Annotated in this window: 14 protein-coding genes; 4 read left to right on the top strand and 10 right to left on the bottom strand. The window is 38.1% G+C overall.

Annotated features, from left to right (window positions below; translation table 11 throughout):
- Nucleotides 1-109: 109 nt before the first annotated feature.
- From ACO1PF_RS11970 to ACO1PF_RS11945, 6 genes are all read right to left on the bottom strand, one after another.
- A complete protein-coding gene (locus ACO1PF_RS11970) occupies nucleotides 110-505 on the bottom strand; it encodes a hypothetical protein (RefSeq protein ID WP_423189287.1) in 396 nt (131 codons plus the stop codon).
- Between the two features lie 29 nt (nucleotides 506-534).
- The gene (locus tag ACO1PF_RS11965) at nucleotides 535-765 is read right to left on the bottom strand and encodes a hypothetical protein (protein ID WP_423189286.1); all 231 of its coding nucleotides are present in this window, start codon (nucleotides 763-765) and stop codon (nucleotides 535-537) included.
- A gap of 504 nt (nucleotides 766-1,269) precedes the next feature.
- Nucleotides 1,270-2,586 (bottom strand): CHAD domain-containing protein, encoded by a 1,317-nt coding sequence (locus ACO1PF_RS11960; RefSeq protein ID WP_423189285.1) that lies wholly within the window; start codon nucleotides 2,584-2,586, stop codon nucleotides 1,270-1,272.
- A 232-nt stretch (nucleotides 2,587-2,818) separates the two neighbouring features.
- On the bottom strand, nucleotides 2,819-4,057 hold the full coding sequence (locus tag ACO1PF_RS11955; RefSeq protein ID WP_423189284.1) for an SH3 domain-containing protein: 1,239 nt from the start codon (nucleotides 4,055-4,057) through the stop codon (nucleotides 2,819-2,821).
- Between the two features lie 94 nt (nucleotides 4,058-4,151).
- On the bottom strand, nucleotides 4,152-5,258 hold the full coding sequence (locus ACO1PF_RS11950) for a putative manganese transporter (RefSeq protein WP_423189283.1): 1,107 nt from the start codon (nucleotides 5,256-5,258) through the stop codon (nucleotides 4,152-4,154).
- Nucleotides 5,259-5,660: 402 nt separating this feature from the next.
- Nucleotides 5,661-5,939, bottom strand: a complete 279-nt coding sequence (locus ACO1PF_RS11945) for a DUF427 domain-containing protein (protein WP_423189282.1) — start codon at nucleotides 5,937-5,939, stop codon at nucleotides 5,661-5,663.
- Nucleotides 5,940-6,194: 255 nt separating this feature from the next.
- Between ACO1PF_RS11945 and ACO1PF_RS11940 the strand changes: the two genes are divergently transcribed.
- The 4 genes from ACO1PF_RS11940 (at nucleotide 6,195) to ACO1PF_RS11925 (ending at nucleotide 11,136) form a co-directional block, all read left to right on the top strand.
- Complete coding sequence (locus tag ACO1PF_RS11940) at nucleotides 6,195-7,829, top strand: alpha/beta hydrolase (protein WP_423189281.1); 1,635 nt, start codon at nucleotides 6,195-6,197, stop codon at nucleotides 7,827-7,829.
- A gap of 348 nt (nucleotides 7,830-8,177) precedes the next feature.
- A complete protein-coding gene (locus ACO1PF_RS11935; RefSeq protein ID WP_423189280.1) occupies nucleotides 8,178-9,056 on the top strand; it encodes a glycine betaine ABC transporter substrate-binding protein in 879 nt (292 codons plus the stop codon).
- Nucleotides 9,057-9,621: 565 nt separating this feature from the next.
- Nucleotides 9,622-10,725 (top strand): AI-2E family transporter, encoded by a 1,104-nt coding sequence (locus ACO1PF_RS11930; protein ID WP_423189279.1) that lies wholly within the window; start codon nucleotides 9,622-9,624, stop codon nucleotides 10,723-10,725.
- Nucleotides 10,726-10,743: 18 nt separating this feature from the next.
- The gene (locus ACO1PF_RS11925; RefSeq protein WP_423189278.1) at nucleotides 10,744-11,136 is read left to right on the top strand and encodes a glycine betaine ABC transporter substrate-binding protein; all 393 of its coding nucleotides are present in this window, start codon (nucleotides 10,744-10,746) and stop codon (nucleotides 11,134-11,136) included.
- A gap of 245 nt (nucleotides 11,137-11,381) precedes the next feature.
- Here the strand turns inward: ACO1PF_RS11925 and ACO1PF_RS11920 are convergent, their stop codons facing one another.
- The 4 genes from ACO1PF_RS11920 to ACO1PF_RS11905 all read right to left on the bottom strand — a co-directional run bounded on the left by ACO1PF_RS11920 (nucleotide 11,382) and on the right by ACO1PF_RS11905 (nucleotide 16,664).
- On the bottom strand, nucleotides 11,382-11,498 hold the full coding sequence (locus ACO1PF_RS11920; RefSeq protein WP_423190558.1) for a hypothetical protein: 117 nt from the start codon (nucleotides 11,496-11,498) through the stop codon (nucleotides 11,382-11,384).
- A 286-nt stretch (nucleotides 11,499-11,784) separates the two neighbouring features.
- Nucleotides 11,785-14,349 carry a DUF4268 domain-containing protein gene (locus tag ACO1PF_RS11915; RefSeq protein WP_423189277.1) on the bottom strand — a complete coding sequence of 855 codons (2,565 nt, stop codon included), beginning with the start codon at nucleotides 14,347-14,349 and terminating at the stop codon, nucleotides 11,785-11,787.
- A 224-nt stretch (nucleotides 14,350-14,573) separates the two neighbouring features.
- Nucleotides 14,574-14,906, bottom strand: coding sequence for a nucleotide pyrophosphohydrolase (locus ACO1PF_RS11910; RefSeq protein ID WP_423190557.1), 333 nt, complete (start codon nucleotides 14,904-14,906; stop codon nucleotides 14,574-14,576).
- Between the two features lie 9 nt (nucleotides 14,907-14,915).
- On the bottom strand, nucleotides 14,916-16,664 hold the full coding sequence (locus ACO1PF_RS11905; RefSeq protein ID WP_423189276.1) for a DUF2075 domain-containing protein: 1,749 nt from the start codon (nucleotides 16,662-16,664) through the stop codon (nucleotides 14,916-14,918).
- Between the last annotated feature and the right edge of the window lie 12 nt (nucleotides 16,665-16,676).

The following is a 16,676-nucleotide window of genomic DNA, read 5'->3' as shown; positions in this document are numbered from 1 at the left end:
ATCTTTTTATTTATCCGATTATTTTTTTGTTCATCGCCGCGAACGTAAACATTTCGACAAAAACGAAAAATTATTATATTAAATACTGATCTACTCTTTTTTACTTATATCAACTTATTGCGGATTCGATTGCCTGACGAAAGTACATTGGATAACTAGTGACATTTTCCGGGAAATTGCTACGATTCGTCAAATATGAAATCGTGTCGTCGGCTTTGATTTCGAAATGAACCGTTCCTTTTCCGCCTTCGGATTCGAACCATTCAAGGGTTCCGGTAGTTCCTTCGATTTCTACATTTTCAATATGAAGCGTGATGTTTTTTCCGTTGCCATGCGCGGACAACCAACCGTCTTCAAGCGATGAACGTTTTTCTTCCCGTACTGCAAGCCGTTCATTTGCTCCGTCTATTTTCGTAATCATAAATGTGATGACAACCACACCTATCATTACAAGCGCCATCATGGATAAGAACGCTATTCCTAAGTATGCCAGTGGTTTTTTCATTGTTCCACGTCCCTATTTTCTAATTTCGATCAAAGCACATCGTCAAACATTTCGGTATCTTCTTCCATACCTTCGGGGAAGGTGCTGTTGTATTTGCTTCCTTCCGAAATATCATTTTCGAAAAATACTGTTCCCTCGTATCTTTTTTCGTCTATTAAAAGACCGACAATGACGATAATGATAAGGATTCCGATGGCCAGCAATAACGTTGCGCCAATTGTTATAAATGTAAGACCCATGTATTTAAGTGGTTTTTTCATTCTATCTCGCCCCTTCTGATCATTGCATGAATGTTGCTTTTGAGTATTTTGCGATCGATGCTATTAAGGCGATAGCTACCATTGCTCTATAAAAAAGTCGCTGCGTGACCACGACCCTTTTTATGTATATACATTAATACTAAAAGACATGTAAAACATTGTCAAGTGAACACAGACATCGTTTTGATGCGATGACTTGATCCATGGGCTTATCCATGGTATTAAAAAGTTAGCAACAGAAACTTTGTATCTATTCACCATTTACATCCTGGTCGCGCATCAGGATAGATCTGAATGATGTACCCAATAAGTCGGTATCAATTGCTGTTGAATCTACTCAACGTTTTTCTCCTGTACGAGAGTTCCCATTTCTATAAAAAAAGAGTGTCTCAGGAGAATACCCTGGAACACTCTTTTTCAAAAGAGAGGATGAGATGATTTTGACCTCTCGTTTTTTTATTGGTATTTTAATCTATACCTCCTCCTTGGGTGACACCAATATTACTAGGATTCATCCAAGCGAGAACTATCACTAATAACGTCTTCTCTTAGTGTCATCTGTCTCTCTGCAAGTGTACTGAATGCTTTTTTCAATGGTTCTTTTTTTGCCTTTTCCGAACAGTCTTTTAACCACAAGCTTTTTGCATGCAAATCACAAATTTGCCCCAATTCAGTTTGAATGGTCTTTGATTTTTTCTTTACCTTTTTCACTTTTTTTGAAGGTAATATCTCTTTGTAGCCATTCGCAGCAAACCTTAAATTTTCCGCTTGTTTGCTTACCTCATTTAAAGCTTCATGATCCGAGTGATCCACTTGTTTAAATGATTTGAGTACCTTTTTCTTTCTCGAATCTAACCTCTTTTCAAGATAGGCATCCAAGTCTCGACTATCGGTCTTCTCCTCGTCAAATTTCAATTGGTTGATCGTCTCTTTAGTTTCTACAATCATATCTTCAAAGGCGGCAATCATACTCTTGTTCAAACGGCTACGCATCGATCGTCGACGTTCATTATGAAGATACCGTAACAAGTCAGCGTAGTCATCGATCAAATCAGGTTCTAGAAGGGCACGCTCGCCACATGATTCAATCAAGACGTCTGCCTCAATTAACGGCTCTAAACGGTATAAGGCATCTTGGATCAACTTAGTCGATTCCTCATAGGGTTCTTCGCCAATCAGGGGTTTAACAAAATGGAGCAAGGACCGCATCTTGCGCATGTCTACCCGAAAGCGATGCGTCAGTTTTGGTGAATAAGGGTTATTGCGGAAGTTTTCGTAAGACTGCTCCATAGCTTCTGCCTGACGCAAAAGCACGTCTTTCACTGGTTCAACTTTTTTAGCCATTTTTTTTTTAGATTTAGGATCTTCATCCCAAATGAGCGTGCCTTTTGTCTGGTCATTCTCATCTAAACGGACAAGGGCCAGACCGCCTTTTTTGAAAGAATAATCAGAACCCGTCAGTTCTTCGATCCAAATCCCTAAAGTAGGTTCGTGGCCTACACACACGACTAACGTTTCTGGTTCCAGCTGACTGATTTCATCCATCAAGGCTATAAAATCACCATTGGCTATAAATTCTTTTTCTTCTGCTTCTTTCCATTCCAGTTGTTCAGTCAGGATAGTGGCTGTTTGTTTCGCCCGTTTCAGTGGGCTTGTCCATACTTTGAGATCCTTGTCCGTTTTTATTTCTGCTTTGATTGAAGTGATGAAATCAGTGAACTCTTTTTTTCCCTTTTTCGTCAATTGACGTTCAGCATCTTCTTTGTTCGACGCTCGATCTTCGGCTCTACCATGGCGTATCAGCAGTAACTCTATTGACATAACAATCTCTCCTTAATAAAAACGTGTTCTGATGAATCTATCCTTTTTCAGTATATCAAATCGCCGGAATAAAATGAAAATATAGAGCCTCAAGCAGCTGAAACAGCATAAAACGGCTCTTCGCATCATTAAGCATGAGGAAGAGCCGTTTTATGCTGTTTATTTTATTTACCTCCCATTCGTAAACGAGTGAGTATTCGTTAGTTCAAGTTTGTTTTCACCCCGTACTCGTTCACTCTACTGCCTCTTCTACCATACTAGGCAACTGATTCAATAACATCTCCAAATAAAATCCGCCATCTCCTAGTTCTTCTTCAAACTCTTCCAGCACGTCTATATCGTTGAAGTGCCACCATTCTGATGCAATAGGAATCATATCCGCTTCAAACATATAAGCCTCCAGTCTTATGGCTTCTTCGTTTACATGGTCCTGATATGGAATGTCCTGCCACTCTACACGATCACGTGCAGCTATAGGACGTATGAGCATAGCAGCCGCTGTACTTAACTCGAAGATTGGCGAATACATTTCGTACACTGAATACTCTGTTATTTGGGGAACGATATAGTTGTCTATGATTCTATCTTCCATTGAGCTAATACTCGCTAATGTAACATCAACAGCTAATCCTCTTTGATGGTTTGAAACTCCTCCGTTAATGAACCAGTTCATTGTCCAAGGTTCTGCAGTTAGACCATCTCTGATGTTATCATCTTCTTCAGCTAAAGCAGATAATTGCTCATTGACGAGCTGCTGGACAGAATACGGACGGAATGTTTCCATAACAACCAGCGTTTCATTGTTTTCCAAAGCCGCTTGCTGAGCTTCAGCAATTTTTTTGGCTGTACTGTAAATAATCGGCATGATGAATTCTTCTTTTCCCAAGCGTTCATTATACCCATGTCCTTCATACAATTTCTCCCCAGTTATCCCAGGAATATCCATGAATGAAGATCGGAAAGTAGAAGCGTAGTTATTCGGGTTATCGTAAATGATCGATGGGATGACATCTGGCAGATTTACTAAAACCAGACTATTATCGATCCATCCTTCTTGATTGTTTGTATGGATTCTCCACCAGTTTCCCTGTTCTTCCAATACATAAAAGGGAGTTCCTGCTGGTAGCGTATCGAAAACAGCTGAATTTTTTGTAGCAGATGCATGCAGCATTGTTTCTACAGAAGTGTATCCTCCTGCACCTAAAACAGGTAATTCAAAAGGACTGTCTTCATAGCTTACAACAGTTTGCTCGGTCGGCTCTTCTCCACTGGGACTTTCTTCTTCTATTTCATCTATAGGGTCGTCATCTTGACTGAGTTCATCATCTGCAAGTTCTTCTATTTCTAATGTCGTATTGTCAATCTGCTGGGACGCCAAATTTCTTTTGCTAAAAATAATAGCTGATAAACCAATTATGAGAGCTATACTGATAAAGAGTAACATTAAAATTAGTTTTTTCTTTTTATACATATTCAAATCTCCTTCTATGTAAATCGTAATACTTACGTTTTAGGATACCCTAAACCTTGTATGTAGTCAATTTTCCCACTAAGAAAAGAGTGATTTAGATTTTAATACCTAAGGCTAAAACGGCATACCCGACCATCAAGGCAATCATAAAACCAAATGCTGTTATGACTAACGCAGCTTTTTTGTTAGACACTAGCAATGGGAAAATGCCATCCCCGCTTGTTGCGATGCCCGCTGCAATTAAAGCCGCTATCGGAAAATTTGGGATAGCTAAAAAGGCGACCGCAACAGAAATCATCCCGCCACAACCCGGTGCCGCGCCTATGATGGCAGCAATGGCTATGACAACGAAAGCTGATGACGTCATCCACGCATCAAAAGTTTCTGGTCCTACCAAAATATCAATAATATAGTTAGCAATCAATAGTCCAGCAAATACAAAAATAATGACAGTAGAAATATCGAATACGGCATGTAATAACGTTGCTCTCATATTATTGTCACGAGAACAGTCATGTCCTTTGTAAGTGAATTTGTACACAAGATAATAAATGATCGAAAAAATTGGAAATAAAATGGCTACCCAAACGGATAAGTCATCATAACCTGTCAGTCCACCACCCCATAAAGCCATTATTGATCCGGGCAGCAAAAAAGCACTAAAAGTAAGAATGAGATAAAATCCGATATAATCAACTATGACATGTGACAGGGTTTTTGCTTTACTTGAGTGGTGGTCTTGTTGTGTTATTTTTTCTGGAGTCTCAGGCGCGTCGATTTTTATTCCAATCATATCAACGAGATAACCAAATATAATAGCGACAATAGCGCCTACTAAGTTGACAATAAAAAATGCTTTAAGATTTGCAGCAACACTCGCCTCATCAGAAGCCCCTAATAACACAAAGGATCCTTCTCCTAATGTTGCAATAAATGCAGCAAATAACCCACCAAAGGATATTTTTTGATTTTTATACATTGATGAAACCACAATGGTTGCCCCGCATCCGGGTATCAACCCTAATAACGCTCCGATAATCGGGTGAGACCCACTCGGTCCTATTTGATTATCTCCTGAGAGTTTCCCTCGTAATGCATATGTAATTAAACTAACGCCGATAATTGATATGGAGACATATCCCCCTATAACACCGGCAGCTTCAAGCGTGTCCAGTATGAAGCTCCATACATTAAAATCCATATAACGCCTCTTTCTTCCCTTATTGAATAACTGATTACCTTAAAAATTATACATGATAATGATTCTCAATGTCAATTAGAATTAAAGCCTGTTCTGTGAAAAAAAAGGTTGAACACAGCTGTAGATATTGAACTAACAGCGTTTATTGAATCAGAAAGAATGGAGACATAATCGTGAAAAAAAGCACAAAAAACGATTAAAGGTTAAATACATCCCTAGCGAAGGGATTATTCAAAGCAAATATCTTAGTGTAATTATATGTAGTTAAAAACATTTTGAATAAAAACCGTATAGCAGCATGATAAAGTGAACATAAGAATGCACCCTCTTCTCAGTCTATCTCCTGAGAAGAAGGTGCAAGGATCATCGTATCTGTTCCAGAGCAGCTTTACGTTCTTCAACTTATTCTTTGACGTACTTTTTCTCGAAGCAGACATGGCCGGCGATCTGTTTGGCCGCATCTTTAGGGTGCTCGTAGGACCAGGCGCCGTTATCCATACGCTCTACGCCAGTATCGATATGGTAATACGTCGCTTCACCCTTCCAAGGGCACGTGTACTGCTTGTCGCTTTTCTTCAAATACTCGACCTTGACGTCTTCTCTGGGGAAATAGTGGTTCTTCTCCACGACCTCCGTATGATCACTTTCTGCGAGCACAACATCTTTGAAAATTGCTTTCATTTTATACCTTCCTCTCTCAAATCCATCTAATAATCATCAATAAATGATCGAACAACACTTTATTCTTATCATTTATTATACTCTGAAGATCAGGTTTATTTAAAGTTTAAGGGCTCGAAAACGAACGATTACCGCTAGCCTGTATCGCCTGCAACCAGATTCATTGCAACTTACGCCTGAATTGACTAAAATTAAGATGTTGACTGGCACCGCTGGTCACTTTCTATAAAAAAATTCACGTTATGGAGTGAGAACATGGACCGTTTTTTTAAATCTTTATTTATGCTGAACATCATTTCATTGTTATTGACCATTGCCTATAACCTCTTTCCCGGAGAGAACGTCTTATGGAACGGTTATGGCCTGATACTGATCGTGACGTTGACCAGTAATATCGTGGCCAGTATGATTGGCAGTCGGTACAGAAAGCTGGATATAACTTATCTATTATTGTCGAGTATCGGCATGCTGTTCGTGATGCTGGTGAACACAGGCGCTTCTTTAACCCCGACGAATGAGACGTCCACAAGCGTTGTGTCGATCATTATGCTCTTATCACTTTTGGTAGTGGGCGCGGTAATCACCCGTTCACCGCTCATACATACAACAAAGCGACAGACGAGCGCTACCCTATCAGCTGATCGACCAGAAAAGAAAACAGGAAAAACAGCCAGAAAAGTTCTGTTGGTTTTTTTGGCTCTCTCGCTACTTATCGGGGCCATTATGGCCATTATCATGGTAACGAACATCAGTTTTAGAGTAACAGAAGTCCTTATTTCCCAGTACAGTTTGTTTTACAGTTTTATTTTCCTCAGTATTGCGGCTCTTTTCCTGAAGCTCTCTATATATAAAAGGCGCTCGCTTATGAGTTACGCGGTTATATCATTAGGGATCGGTCTGTTTGGTGTTTTTGCTTTGCCGTTTATGTCTATCCCTGCTTTATTGAATGAAGCTGAAAAGAACTATACCGAAGCCTTCGGAAATGAATGGCAAACGGTTGGAGAAAACGAGCCAGCTTTTAGAAGTAATCCCGTGTCGATTCCAGCTTACTTCTTTGGCATCCCTTCAACTAAGTATAATCTTACAGAGGATGTCCTCTTTTACGAAGGGACTGAAGGTGTGGACGCAGGACTGGAACTGCGGTTCGACGTGTATACGCCCCCAGAGGATGCAGCCAACCTGCCGGGCGAGCGGTCCACCCTCATCCGGATTCATGGTGGGGGCTGGGACGTAGGAGACAAAGGCTCCGAAAACTTTGCCCAAATGAACAAATACTTTGCGGCTCAAGGATACGTCGTTTTCGATGTGCAGTATGGCTTGAATGACCAGGATCAGTTTATCGAGTTTTTGACTGTGCCTGATGAAGTCTCCGGGGATTTTTCCATAGACGATATGGTGCGCCATTTGGGACTGTTTACGACTTATTTGGCAGATAACCATGAAGATTATGGAGCTAACATCGACTCGGTATTCCTTTCGGGTGCTTCGGCTGGTGGACAGCTGGCAAACGCGGTAGCATTGGGATCATCCAGTGGTCAGTACACCGATCTGATCGATACTCGAATCACTGTCAATGGGATCATTCCTTTTTATCCTGCCAACGGTCTATCTCACTACCGAAACATTGGTGGCGAGGATGAACTGGTCGATCCCGCCTTGTTGGTGGAAGCAGACAGTCCGCCTGCGTTGGTGTACCAAGGGGATAAAGACGGCCTTGTAGACCCACGCGTAGCAGAACGATTCAGAGAAGCTTATCTGGACAAGGGTAATACGGAGATCGCCGTCATCTGGATGCCTTATGGCGCACATGCGAGTGATATTTACTTCCCTGGCTTTTACAATCAGACCTTTATCTACTATATGGAAAGGTTTATGTATGAGTATAAGTAAAGCACCCTATTCTTTCCCTGTGGATGACGCTCACTGCCAGCCAACTATGATACCGGGTCATGATCGGTCAGCATCACCTGGAAGTATTTCTCTCCCCTCTACAGCAAATGAGAAGGTCTTTAATCAAAAATGATACGAAAAACATAACTTCAATCGGTCGAATAGTGTAAGGAAAAATGAGCCCATTTTAATTTTTCATCTTTCTTTTGATGTCGGCAATATATTATGGTATTCTATTAAAATCTGTGTAATAGTGTTTCGCAGAATATACATATCGATTCTAAACTGATACGAGCAGAATCGATTCAGAACCCATTGGAGGAAAAGAAAATCAGAGGATCGTTAAAAATGCTCTCACTTGTCCCGTTAACTTTAGTCATCGGTGCATGCGGAAATGAAGAAGGAAGTAACCAGGAAGAAGCAAATCTTGGAGAACAACTAGACTATACGATCACAGGCATGGAGCCTGGATCAGGTATTGCAGAAAACTCACGTCAAGTGCTTGACGCATATGATAATTTAGAAGGTTGGGAAATCAAGGAAAGCTCTACAGCTGGTATGTTGGCAGCTTTGGACCAGGCAATCAGTCGCGAGGAACCGATCGTCATTACAGGTTGGGCGCCGCATTTTGTATTTGAAACGCATGATTTGAAATTTCTAGAAGATCCTCAAAATATCTTAGGTGATGTAGAAGATATTCATACGATGGCTCGAGTCGGACTTGCAGAAGATATGCCCGAAGCGTATGCCGTACTTGAAAAATTCAGCTGGACTGTGGAAGATATGCAGACAATTATGGTCGATGCGTTAGATGTCGATTTCGAAGAAGCTTCACAGAACTGGATTGCTGATAACCGCAGCGTAGTTGACAGCTGGATCGAAGGCGTCGATGATGTCGATGGAGAATCACTGGGTCTTGTTTCTTTCCCTTGGGATACAGAGCGAGCATCTAGTCAAGTGATTTCACTGGTGCTTGAAGAGATCGGTTATGATGTGACGGTAACGAACGTTGACCCCGCTATCTTGTTCCAGGCTCTTGCAACTGGAGAAGCTGATGCCACTGTATCCGTCTGGTTACCCACAACACAAGGCTTCTTTGTTGATGAATACGAAAATGAATTGGATGATTTAGGCGTCAATATGACGGGTACTCAAGTTGGGTTCATTGTTCCTAAGTATGTAGACATCGATTCGATTGAAGATTTACCTGGTTTAGATCAGCAGTAGTCATTGGCTGTGAAGTATAACCGGTTAATCAAAATAAATACAGGAGTCTACCTTTGCGTAGCCTCCTGTATTTATTTTGTTATTCAGTCAAATTCAGTTCAATAAGAAATAGAAATTTCTTGCAATGCATTAGAATTACTCGACTCTGCCCCACCGCTTACAAGATTGTACTATCAAGAATTTCAGAAGGTATGTCATTCCCAATAAATACCTTTAATAACCTATGACTTCACTTGAGACTCCACTAAAAGTTTTATCGCTGATTTCTTTGACATTCATTTGACACGCTTTATGATTACTTTTCAATCAACATTTGTAAAACTCCTCTATGATTTTTGATGGTACCTGCAGAGTTAAAAAAGCATCAGCCAATACCCGGCATATGTTGACTAGACTCAATGTTTATCGGGTGTTATATTGCACGTGTCTCTTTATTTATTCCGCCAACTATAGTCAAACCCATGGTTATTAATTCTGTCATTGCAACCCTTCATCTTATGTTATAATGTGTCTAAATATAGATTACGCACGCCTATTTATTATATGAAAACGAAGGAGCATTAAAATGGACGATAAATTCTTTAAAATTGGAAAAAATATATTACTACTCTTTTTAATAATCTTTATGGGCAGCCAGATCAGCTGGTTTTTTACCCCTTTTCGTATTGCCTTTCAAACGATGTTTATTCCTCTCGTTCTATCTGGATTTCTATTTTACCTGCTCCGGCCGTTTGTCAATCTACTGAGTAAAAAACTGCCTAGGGGCGTCTCCATTCTTATTATGTATGTCATATTAATCGGAGGTATTTTGTTCAGTTTGGCTCTTCTTGGCCCGATTCTACAGGAGCAGATGATCAGTTTAGCTACTAATATACCAGCTATTATTTCCGGAATTGAGGACTGGGCTCTTGAAATTGATTTATTTAATCGCATTAGTCAGCTTCAGGATGGACAGTTTATTGACATAGAAGGTTATATTAAAACAGCAACAGACACACTGAATAGTATGGGAAGAGGTCTGGTCAGCGGATTTGGCTCACTGATTGGAACTGTAGCCAGCGCTCTATTTGTTCTGGTTCTCTTGCCCATTCTCTTATTTTATTTGCTAAAGGACTCGAGTAACTTTCAAAATGACTTTGTCAAGCTGTTTCATACAGAACAGCAAGCTGAAGTGCGTAGAGTGTTAAAAGAGATTGATTACACGCTCTCCTCTTATATTCAAGGACAAGGGATTGTTTGTCTTTTTGTAGGGATTCTATGTTTTATCGCATTTCTTCTGATTGGCCTGGACTACGCCTTGCTTCTGGCAGTGATAGCCGGCTTGACAAATATCATCCCCTATTTTGGCCCTTGGATTGGAAGTATCCCCGCAGTAATGGTCGCTTTGTTCACGTCTCCAATTGTAACTTTGCTGACTGTCGGAGCTGTAGTGGTAATTCAGCAGATAGAAAGTAACCTCATTGCCCCTCAAGTTATTGGAAAAAAATTGAAGATTCATCCTTTGACAATTATTTTTCTTATTTTAATTGCAGGACAATTAATCGGACTCATCGGAATGATTCTGGCGGTGCCCTTTTACGCATCCTTGCGCGTTTTAGTGATTCACGGTATCGAAATTTTAAAACTTAGAGTCCACACAAGAAAAAAACTTCAGAATAAACAGCTTTAACTGCATACAGAAACAGGCATGGAACCTGGATCAGGTATTGCAGAAAACTCACGTCAAGTGCTTGACGCATATGATAATTTAGAAGGAGAATCACTAGGTCTTGTTTCTTTCCCTTGGGATACAGAGCGAGCATCTGGTCAAATTATTTCCCTGGTGCTTGAAGAGATCGGCTATGATGTGACGGAAACGAGCGTTGAGCCTGCAATTTTGTTCCAGGCTCTAGCAACTGGTGAATCTGATGCGACTGTAGCCGTCTGGTTACCCACAACACAAGGATTCTTTGTTGATGAATACGAAAACGAATTGGATGATTTAGGCGTCAATATGACGGGTACTCAAGTTGGTGTCATTGTTCCTGAGTATGTAGACATCGATTCGATCGAAGACTTACCTGGTTTTGATCAGCAGTAGAAATTGGCTGTCTAATATGACCGGTTAAACAAAATAAATACAGGAGTCTACCTTTGAGTAGCCTCCTGTATTTATTTTTTTGTAGTAGAAATCAGTTCATAAAGTTAAATTTTAATGATATTTTGAATTGTTAAACGATCAGTCTTACGTCTTCGATGCGATCGAAAACACATTTTTAACTAATTTCTGGGTATATTGAAGTCTGAAAAATCATCATTTCATAATACTCATTTTAAATGCTAGGACTAGTTGACTTCAGTTTTTAGGTCAAAACACATATGTCCGGTTATGCTCTTCTCTGCCTTTTTAGGGTTCTCATAAGACCGGTCACCTTCTTCCATACGCTCTTCGCCAAAGGCAATATGGTAAGTGGACCCTTTCCAGGGGCACGTGTACTGCGTATCACTTTCAGCAAGAAGGGTATCGCTAAATACTAATTTTCGGATATTTTGGAAAAAAACTCTTTTGATCTATTTTTAGAATGGTGAATCAGGCTCTCACGGCAGAATAGGGATTTGTAAAACTTTTTCTCCATAAAAAGTATGCATTCCAAGTTTATATTGTCTCTTTTTGCTTTATGCTAGTTTTCGGCTGTCATAGTAAAGAACACTTACTCATTATTAGATGAGTAAGTGTTCAGCTTCAAAATTATCTGTTTCTAATAGGTTCAATTGTATCTAGAGCCAACTTTAATTTATCATAATGAGAAATTAACCAGTCAAAATGCTGGTGATCTTTGTTTCTATCGTATAAATCTGTAGTAGTGGAATACAATACACGTTTAGCAGTAGTACTGGGTTTACTTGTATACCAATCCAGCTCAAAGCCAAATATTTCTTCTATTTTTTCTTTATGGTTTTCTATAGATTGAAATACTTTTTGGTTATTAGCATATATACCTACGCGAAGCGTTCTTCTGTTTATGACATTATAGAAAATATGGTAATCTTTGTTACTATTACATACTACATACCAATTATGAGATTGGGGAGTCTCTGGAGTAATCTCTTTATCTCTATTAATTTCAATACAATAATTGACGTACTCTGTCCAAAAATCCAGTTGGAACTCAGAGGTTGTGATTTTTGCGGTATCTTTATTTTCTTCATCGTCAAGCGGTAATGTAATTTCTTCAGGGATTTCTGGAACCTCTGCCCTGTCATCTTTAACAAAATCAATATGCAAAAAATCAAGCATTTGATTTTCATTTTCAAAAGAGAAATCCCAACGTTTTTCCATGAATTTTAGCAATGTAATTCCACGTTCAAGAATAGTATCAGCAGTCCATTCGTTTTCATTAGATACTTCGATTTCTGAATGGGAGCCATCTCTATAACCTCTTCGACCAGTTGTTCGAGGAGATTTTTTGTCCGGAAAGCTGTCATTTTGCAATGAAGAATTGACACTTTGAGACAGTGGGAGCAAGTTCCCTAAAGATCCAGACAGTAATTTTATCTCGTTATCCGAATATGTTCTGAATTGATTTCTCCAATACCATTTTGTTGGTGTCTGAGGTAGGATATGTTCAATCGATACTCTGTCTTTTTCTATTACTGTAAAAGGTTTCCACCCTACTTTTTGAATACCTGTTTGTTCACCTTTTTTATACTCATATTCATAAAGGACATATCTTAAATCTCTCCAAGAATAAAAGCCGTCATGTTTTGAGAAACGAGTGTCCATTTTAGCTGAGAAGTTTTTCAAGACAACATTTAGATCTTCACTCACGGTCTGATTTAATGACTGTATTATATCGTGAACGTCGATTTCTCCATTGTAAAGAGAACGGCCTGCTCGATAGTAATAACTGCTCTTATAATTTGATTGTAATGTACCCATTCTGAAACAAATAAAGATAAAACGCTCAACAGCTGAGAATAAAGAGACACGCTCATCTTCTGTAATATTCAATTCAGGCAGTAAAGAAAGAGCTATGATAGGTCTGAAATAGCCTATTCCAATTCTGTTTAGTCTTCCAAGCCATATTTTTTCTTCAGAGCTCAAATCGCTCTGTTCAGGGAAATGTGTCAAAAACCAGTATTGAGAGATGTCTTTTAAACTATTAACGTACGAACGAATTTCTAATGGCGTCAATTTACTTACATTGATTGAAGGAGCCTCTTCATAATTTTCTTCAGTATCATCTTCAATTATGAGGTCATCAGTAATAGGTTCAGTCGTTTCTTCTTCTAACAATACAATATGTTTGTCGTATATGTTCAGTGCCGAGAATTTTTTTAGAAGAACATCAATATAATCCGTACCTGTATTACGCGTATACTGAAAATAAATAGACCAATGTGCTCTTAAAAAATCATCATCGGCTAAAGGTGTATTCTGATTTCTACCTAACTGATAATAGACTTCTTTCCAGGCATTGTTAACTTGTTTTCTGAGTTCATCTTTGTCGGTACTGTCCAGCTGATTATTATCATACAAAGTAGTCAAATAAATAAGGCGGTTTTTTAGTAATTCCAAGTTAGACAATTTTTTTCCGCGGTTGTTCATGGTTTCGAATGCAACATAGACGTCATAATCTTTCTCAATTTCGTGGATGTTAAACATCAACTGAAAGGTCAGCTTCTGGTAAAGATTTTCTATGCCGTCGATTCCTTCTAGCACATAGAGATTAGCTAGGCAATCCGAAAAGAATGTTTTAGCAAATTTTAAATTTTTAGTGTAATACGTTTCTATTAATGTCCCACTATGAGGCTCATTAAACACTTCATGTGTCAAATAATCAGCACTAGGGTTATCTATTTCATAGCCGAACAAATAGGTTGTAACTATATTATGAGGCGGTCTTTTTTGCGAAATATACTTAGAGCGTATAGATGCCAAAGTTTCATAATTAATAACGATCTCATCTTCAGATTTTCCTTCGTTTACTTCTAATTGTTTAATAAACGATAAAATCTCATTCATTAAAATAGAGAATGTTGTCAATCGTTGTTGTCCATCAACTACGTGGTATGCTTTGTATCCTCTATTGTGGATCAACCATTGGTCATTGGTCCAATGACGTGTCTCTGATTTTGGGATCTCTTTTAAAGAAAGTAGTCCCGTATAGTGGTATCTATCCTCCTGCAAATGCATGACATCATCCCAGAAATCTATGAGCTGGTTTTTTTTCCAGGCGTACCCTCTTTGATAGTCCGGTATTCTAAATAATTTATTCTGAAACAAATCCGAAAACGATTCTAATTCACTCAAGTTGACACCTACTTATTCCATGATTTTTATTTAATACTAGTTGCATCTATTTATTACCGTTACTTATTAAAGTATAGAATACTTCTGATTTTATTACAATGTAGTAATGGCTGAATGCGGTAGAATATAGGTACAGAATAGTTCTATTGGATTAAAAAAAGAGTTTTAAAATGAATGAAAAACCCATTTTGTAATAAGATAACTTATTACAAAATGGGTTTTTGTTAATCAAAGTTCGTGTATTTTACATTCGATCCTTTGCTCTTATTAACTGGATATTTATGTCCATTTTCATTTAACTTTTTCTTAATGATATTTTTAACATCCAAGTTTAAATCAGAACTTAACATGAGAGAATAAATCAAAATGTCCGCCAGTTCTTTTTCAATGTCATTCTTATTTTTCTGAATAGCGTCTTCGCTTTCTTTCCATTGAAAATTTTCAAGTAATTCGGATGCTTCTAAAGATATCGAGATAGCCAAATCTTTGGGATTATGAAATTGGCGCCAGTCTCTCTCATCGCGAAATTCGTTTATTAAAGTAATTAATTCAGTTATATCATCCATTTATAGAATCTCCCCTTGTTTTTGGGCTTCGAGCAATGCTTCTCTGAGCTCTTTATCAACAGCATAAATATAAAGACCATTTACACCCCGAGTCAGCAAAACATTTAACTCGTTTTTCAAAAAGATATCGCTAAATTTCTTTTTCGAACCATCTTCTAGTGTCCTGTTTCTAGTAGCTTTTTTATTTGAACTAGCATCTGGATTGTATTTGATTTCACCGTTTCTGTATATAACAGAGGGACCAATTATTACCCCAGCATAATTTAAGTCGAAACCTTGAATAGTAAAAGTAGATCCGACTTGATTAATTGTCTGTTCCTGCTCAGCCCATGCCATCCCTTTGTTTTTCTTTTTAATATCTTTTGGTTCATGACCAAGTAAATTCCAAGGTTTGCTCCAATCACCTATTTTCACTTTCCAGTACTGATCATTCTCATCGAGATTTGCTGCATGATACGGCCAATCATAAGTTGCTAGTAATCTTGATAATCCGTTGTTTTTATCAGAGGCTTTATTATTGATGAGTTGTTCTAAATGTCTTGGAGATTCTAAAATTTTCAAGTCATATATATCGTCATAAGGAATGTTGTTAATTGTTTTCTTGTCAATTATATCTCTAATCCACTTTATAGTGTCTTTGTTGGAATTAATTCTGATTTGGTTTCTCAATTCGATATAATTTTTATTTGCTAAAGCTTTACCCTGATAATCAATAAGTTTATGTTCTTCCCAATATTGTTCAGTGGTGAGTATTTGGTTCTTGTCAAAAATCAGTATGACGACTTTTGCTCTAGCTAATATGTCATCTAAATGATTGTTACCTTTATACGACTGTTTACCTTGGGTAAGAAGCAAGTGTCCTTCATCAATTAGAACAATATCAGCTTTCTCATCAGTACTGAATTTATTAATAAAGCTGGTCGGTTTCATAACGCTTGGATCATAACGTTTTGTTACGCCTAATTTTTTCATTATCTGATCGTAAATGAGTAGCTGTTCATCGTGATTAACTAGTAGATAGTTATTAGTAGAACGAAATATCGGATCCTGTTCTTCAGTATATTGAAATAAATCATAGAATAAACTACTCAATAAAACAGTCTTACCTGTTCCGGCTTCTCCATCAACGAAAATGAGTTGACTATCTAAATCACGTGTTAGTGCAGAAACAATCTTGTGATAAATAATCGTTTTAGCATCCATTTGTTCTCTGGTCAACTTGTGAAAAGGAGAAGCTTTAAATAGAGCGGAGTCTTTTATTACACTCTCAATTGGAAACAACTTTCTGTTTTTACTTCTTAATTTCTTCCAGACCTTAGAAAAAATATCATCTAGGTACTGAGAAGTATAATATTCGTTTTGCTCATTGCTTCTTCTGTTATAAACCGTACTTATTCCATCAACGCTGGATAGATATAACATCAGGCGATTTTCAATATCTAATGTTAACGACTTATTAAACATCTCATGTCCCACAACAAACATTTTGGCATCAGATGCAGACTTCATAATAGCCCAGTCGTCTCTCTCTTTTGAGTCAGTGTCAATATGTTCAATTGTTCTTCTATAAATATCAGTTGTTTCTCCTATGTATACAGAAATGCCTGACTTTTCTCTATGATTAATGATATAAACGGTTGGATAATTAAAAATTAATCGATTATTTTCTTTAGAGTTATCTTCTCTAATTACATCAATACTCTTAATACTATAATCCATTTCATAAATAACTGGAGAATTTATTTTCATTCTAGATCACCT

This window comes from Alkalibacterium sp. f15 (genome assembly GCF_049389645.1).
Taxonomy (GTDB): domain Bacteria; phylum Bacillota; class Bacilli; order Lactobacillales; family Carnobacteriaceae_A; genus Alkalibacterium.
The sequence above is the reverse complement of the archived record's forward strand: the minus strand, read 5'-3'. Positions and strand labels throughout refer to the sequence as shown.

Coding starts and splice junctions, on each gene's coding strand:
- ACO1PF_RS11945 (WP_423189282.1), bottom strand. CDS start 5,939: ATGAAAGCAATTTTCAAAGATGTTGTGCTCGCAGAAAGTGATCATACG.
- ACO1PF_RS11965 (WP_423189286.1), bottom strand. CDS start 765: ATGAAAAAACCACTTAAATACATGGGTCTTACATTTATAACAATTGGC.
- ACO1PF_RS11930 (WP_423189279.1), top strand. CDS start 9,622: ATGGACGATAAATTCTTTAAAATTGGAAAAAATATATTACTACTCTTT.
- ACO1PF_RS11925 (WP_423189278.1), top strand. CDS start 10,744: ATGGAACCTGGATCAGGTATTGCAGAAAACTCACGTCAAGTGCTTGAC.
- ACO1PF_RS11955 (WP_423189284.1), bottom strand. CDS start 4,057: ATGTATAAAAAGAAAAAACTAATTTTAATGTTACTCTTTATCAGTATA.
- ACO1PF_RS11950 (WP_423189283.1), bottom strand. CDS start 5,258: ATGGATTTTAATGTATGGAGCTTCATACTGGACACGCTTGAAGCTGCC.
- ACO1PF_RS11970 (WP_423189287.1), bottom strand. CDS start 505: ATGAAAAAACCACTGGCATACTTAGGAATAGCGTTCTTATCCATGATG.
- ACO1PF_RS11940 (WP_423189281.1), top strand. CDS start 6,195: ATGGACCGTTTTTTTAAATCTTTATTTATGCTGAACATCATTTCATTG.
- ACO1PF_RS11905 (WP_423189276.1), bottom strand. CDS start 16,664: ATGAAAATAAATTCTCCAGTTATTTATGAAATGGATTATAGTATTAAG.
- ACO1PF_RS11935 (WP_423189280.1), top strand. CDS start 8,178: ATGCTCTCACTTGTCCCGTTAACTTTAGTCATCGGTGCATGCGGAAAT.
- ACO1PF_RS11960 (WP_423189285.1), bottom strand. CDS start 2,586: ATGTCAATAGAGTTACTGCTGATACGCCATGGTAGAGCCGAAGATCGA.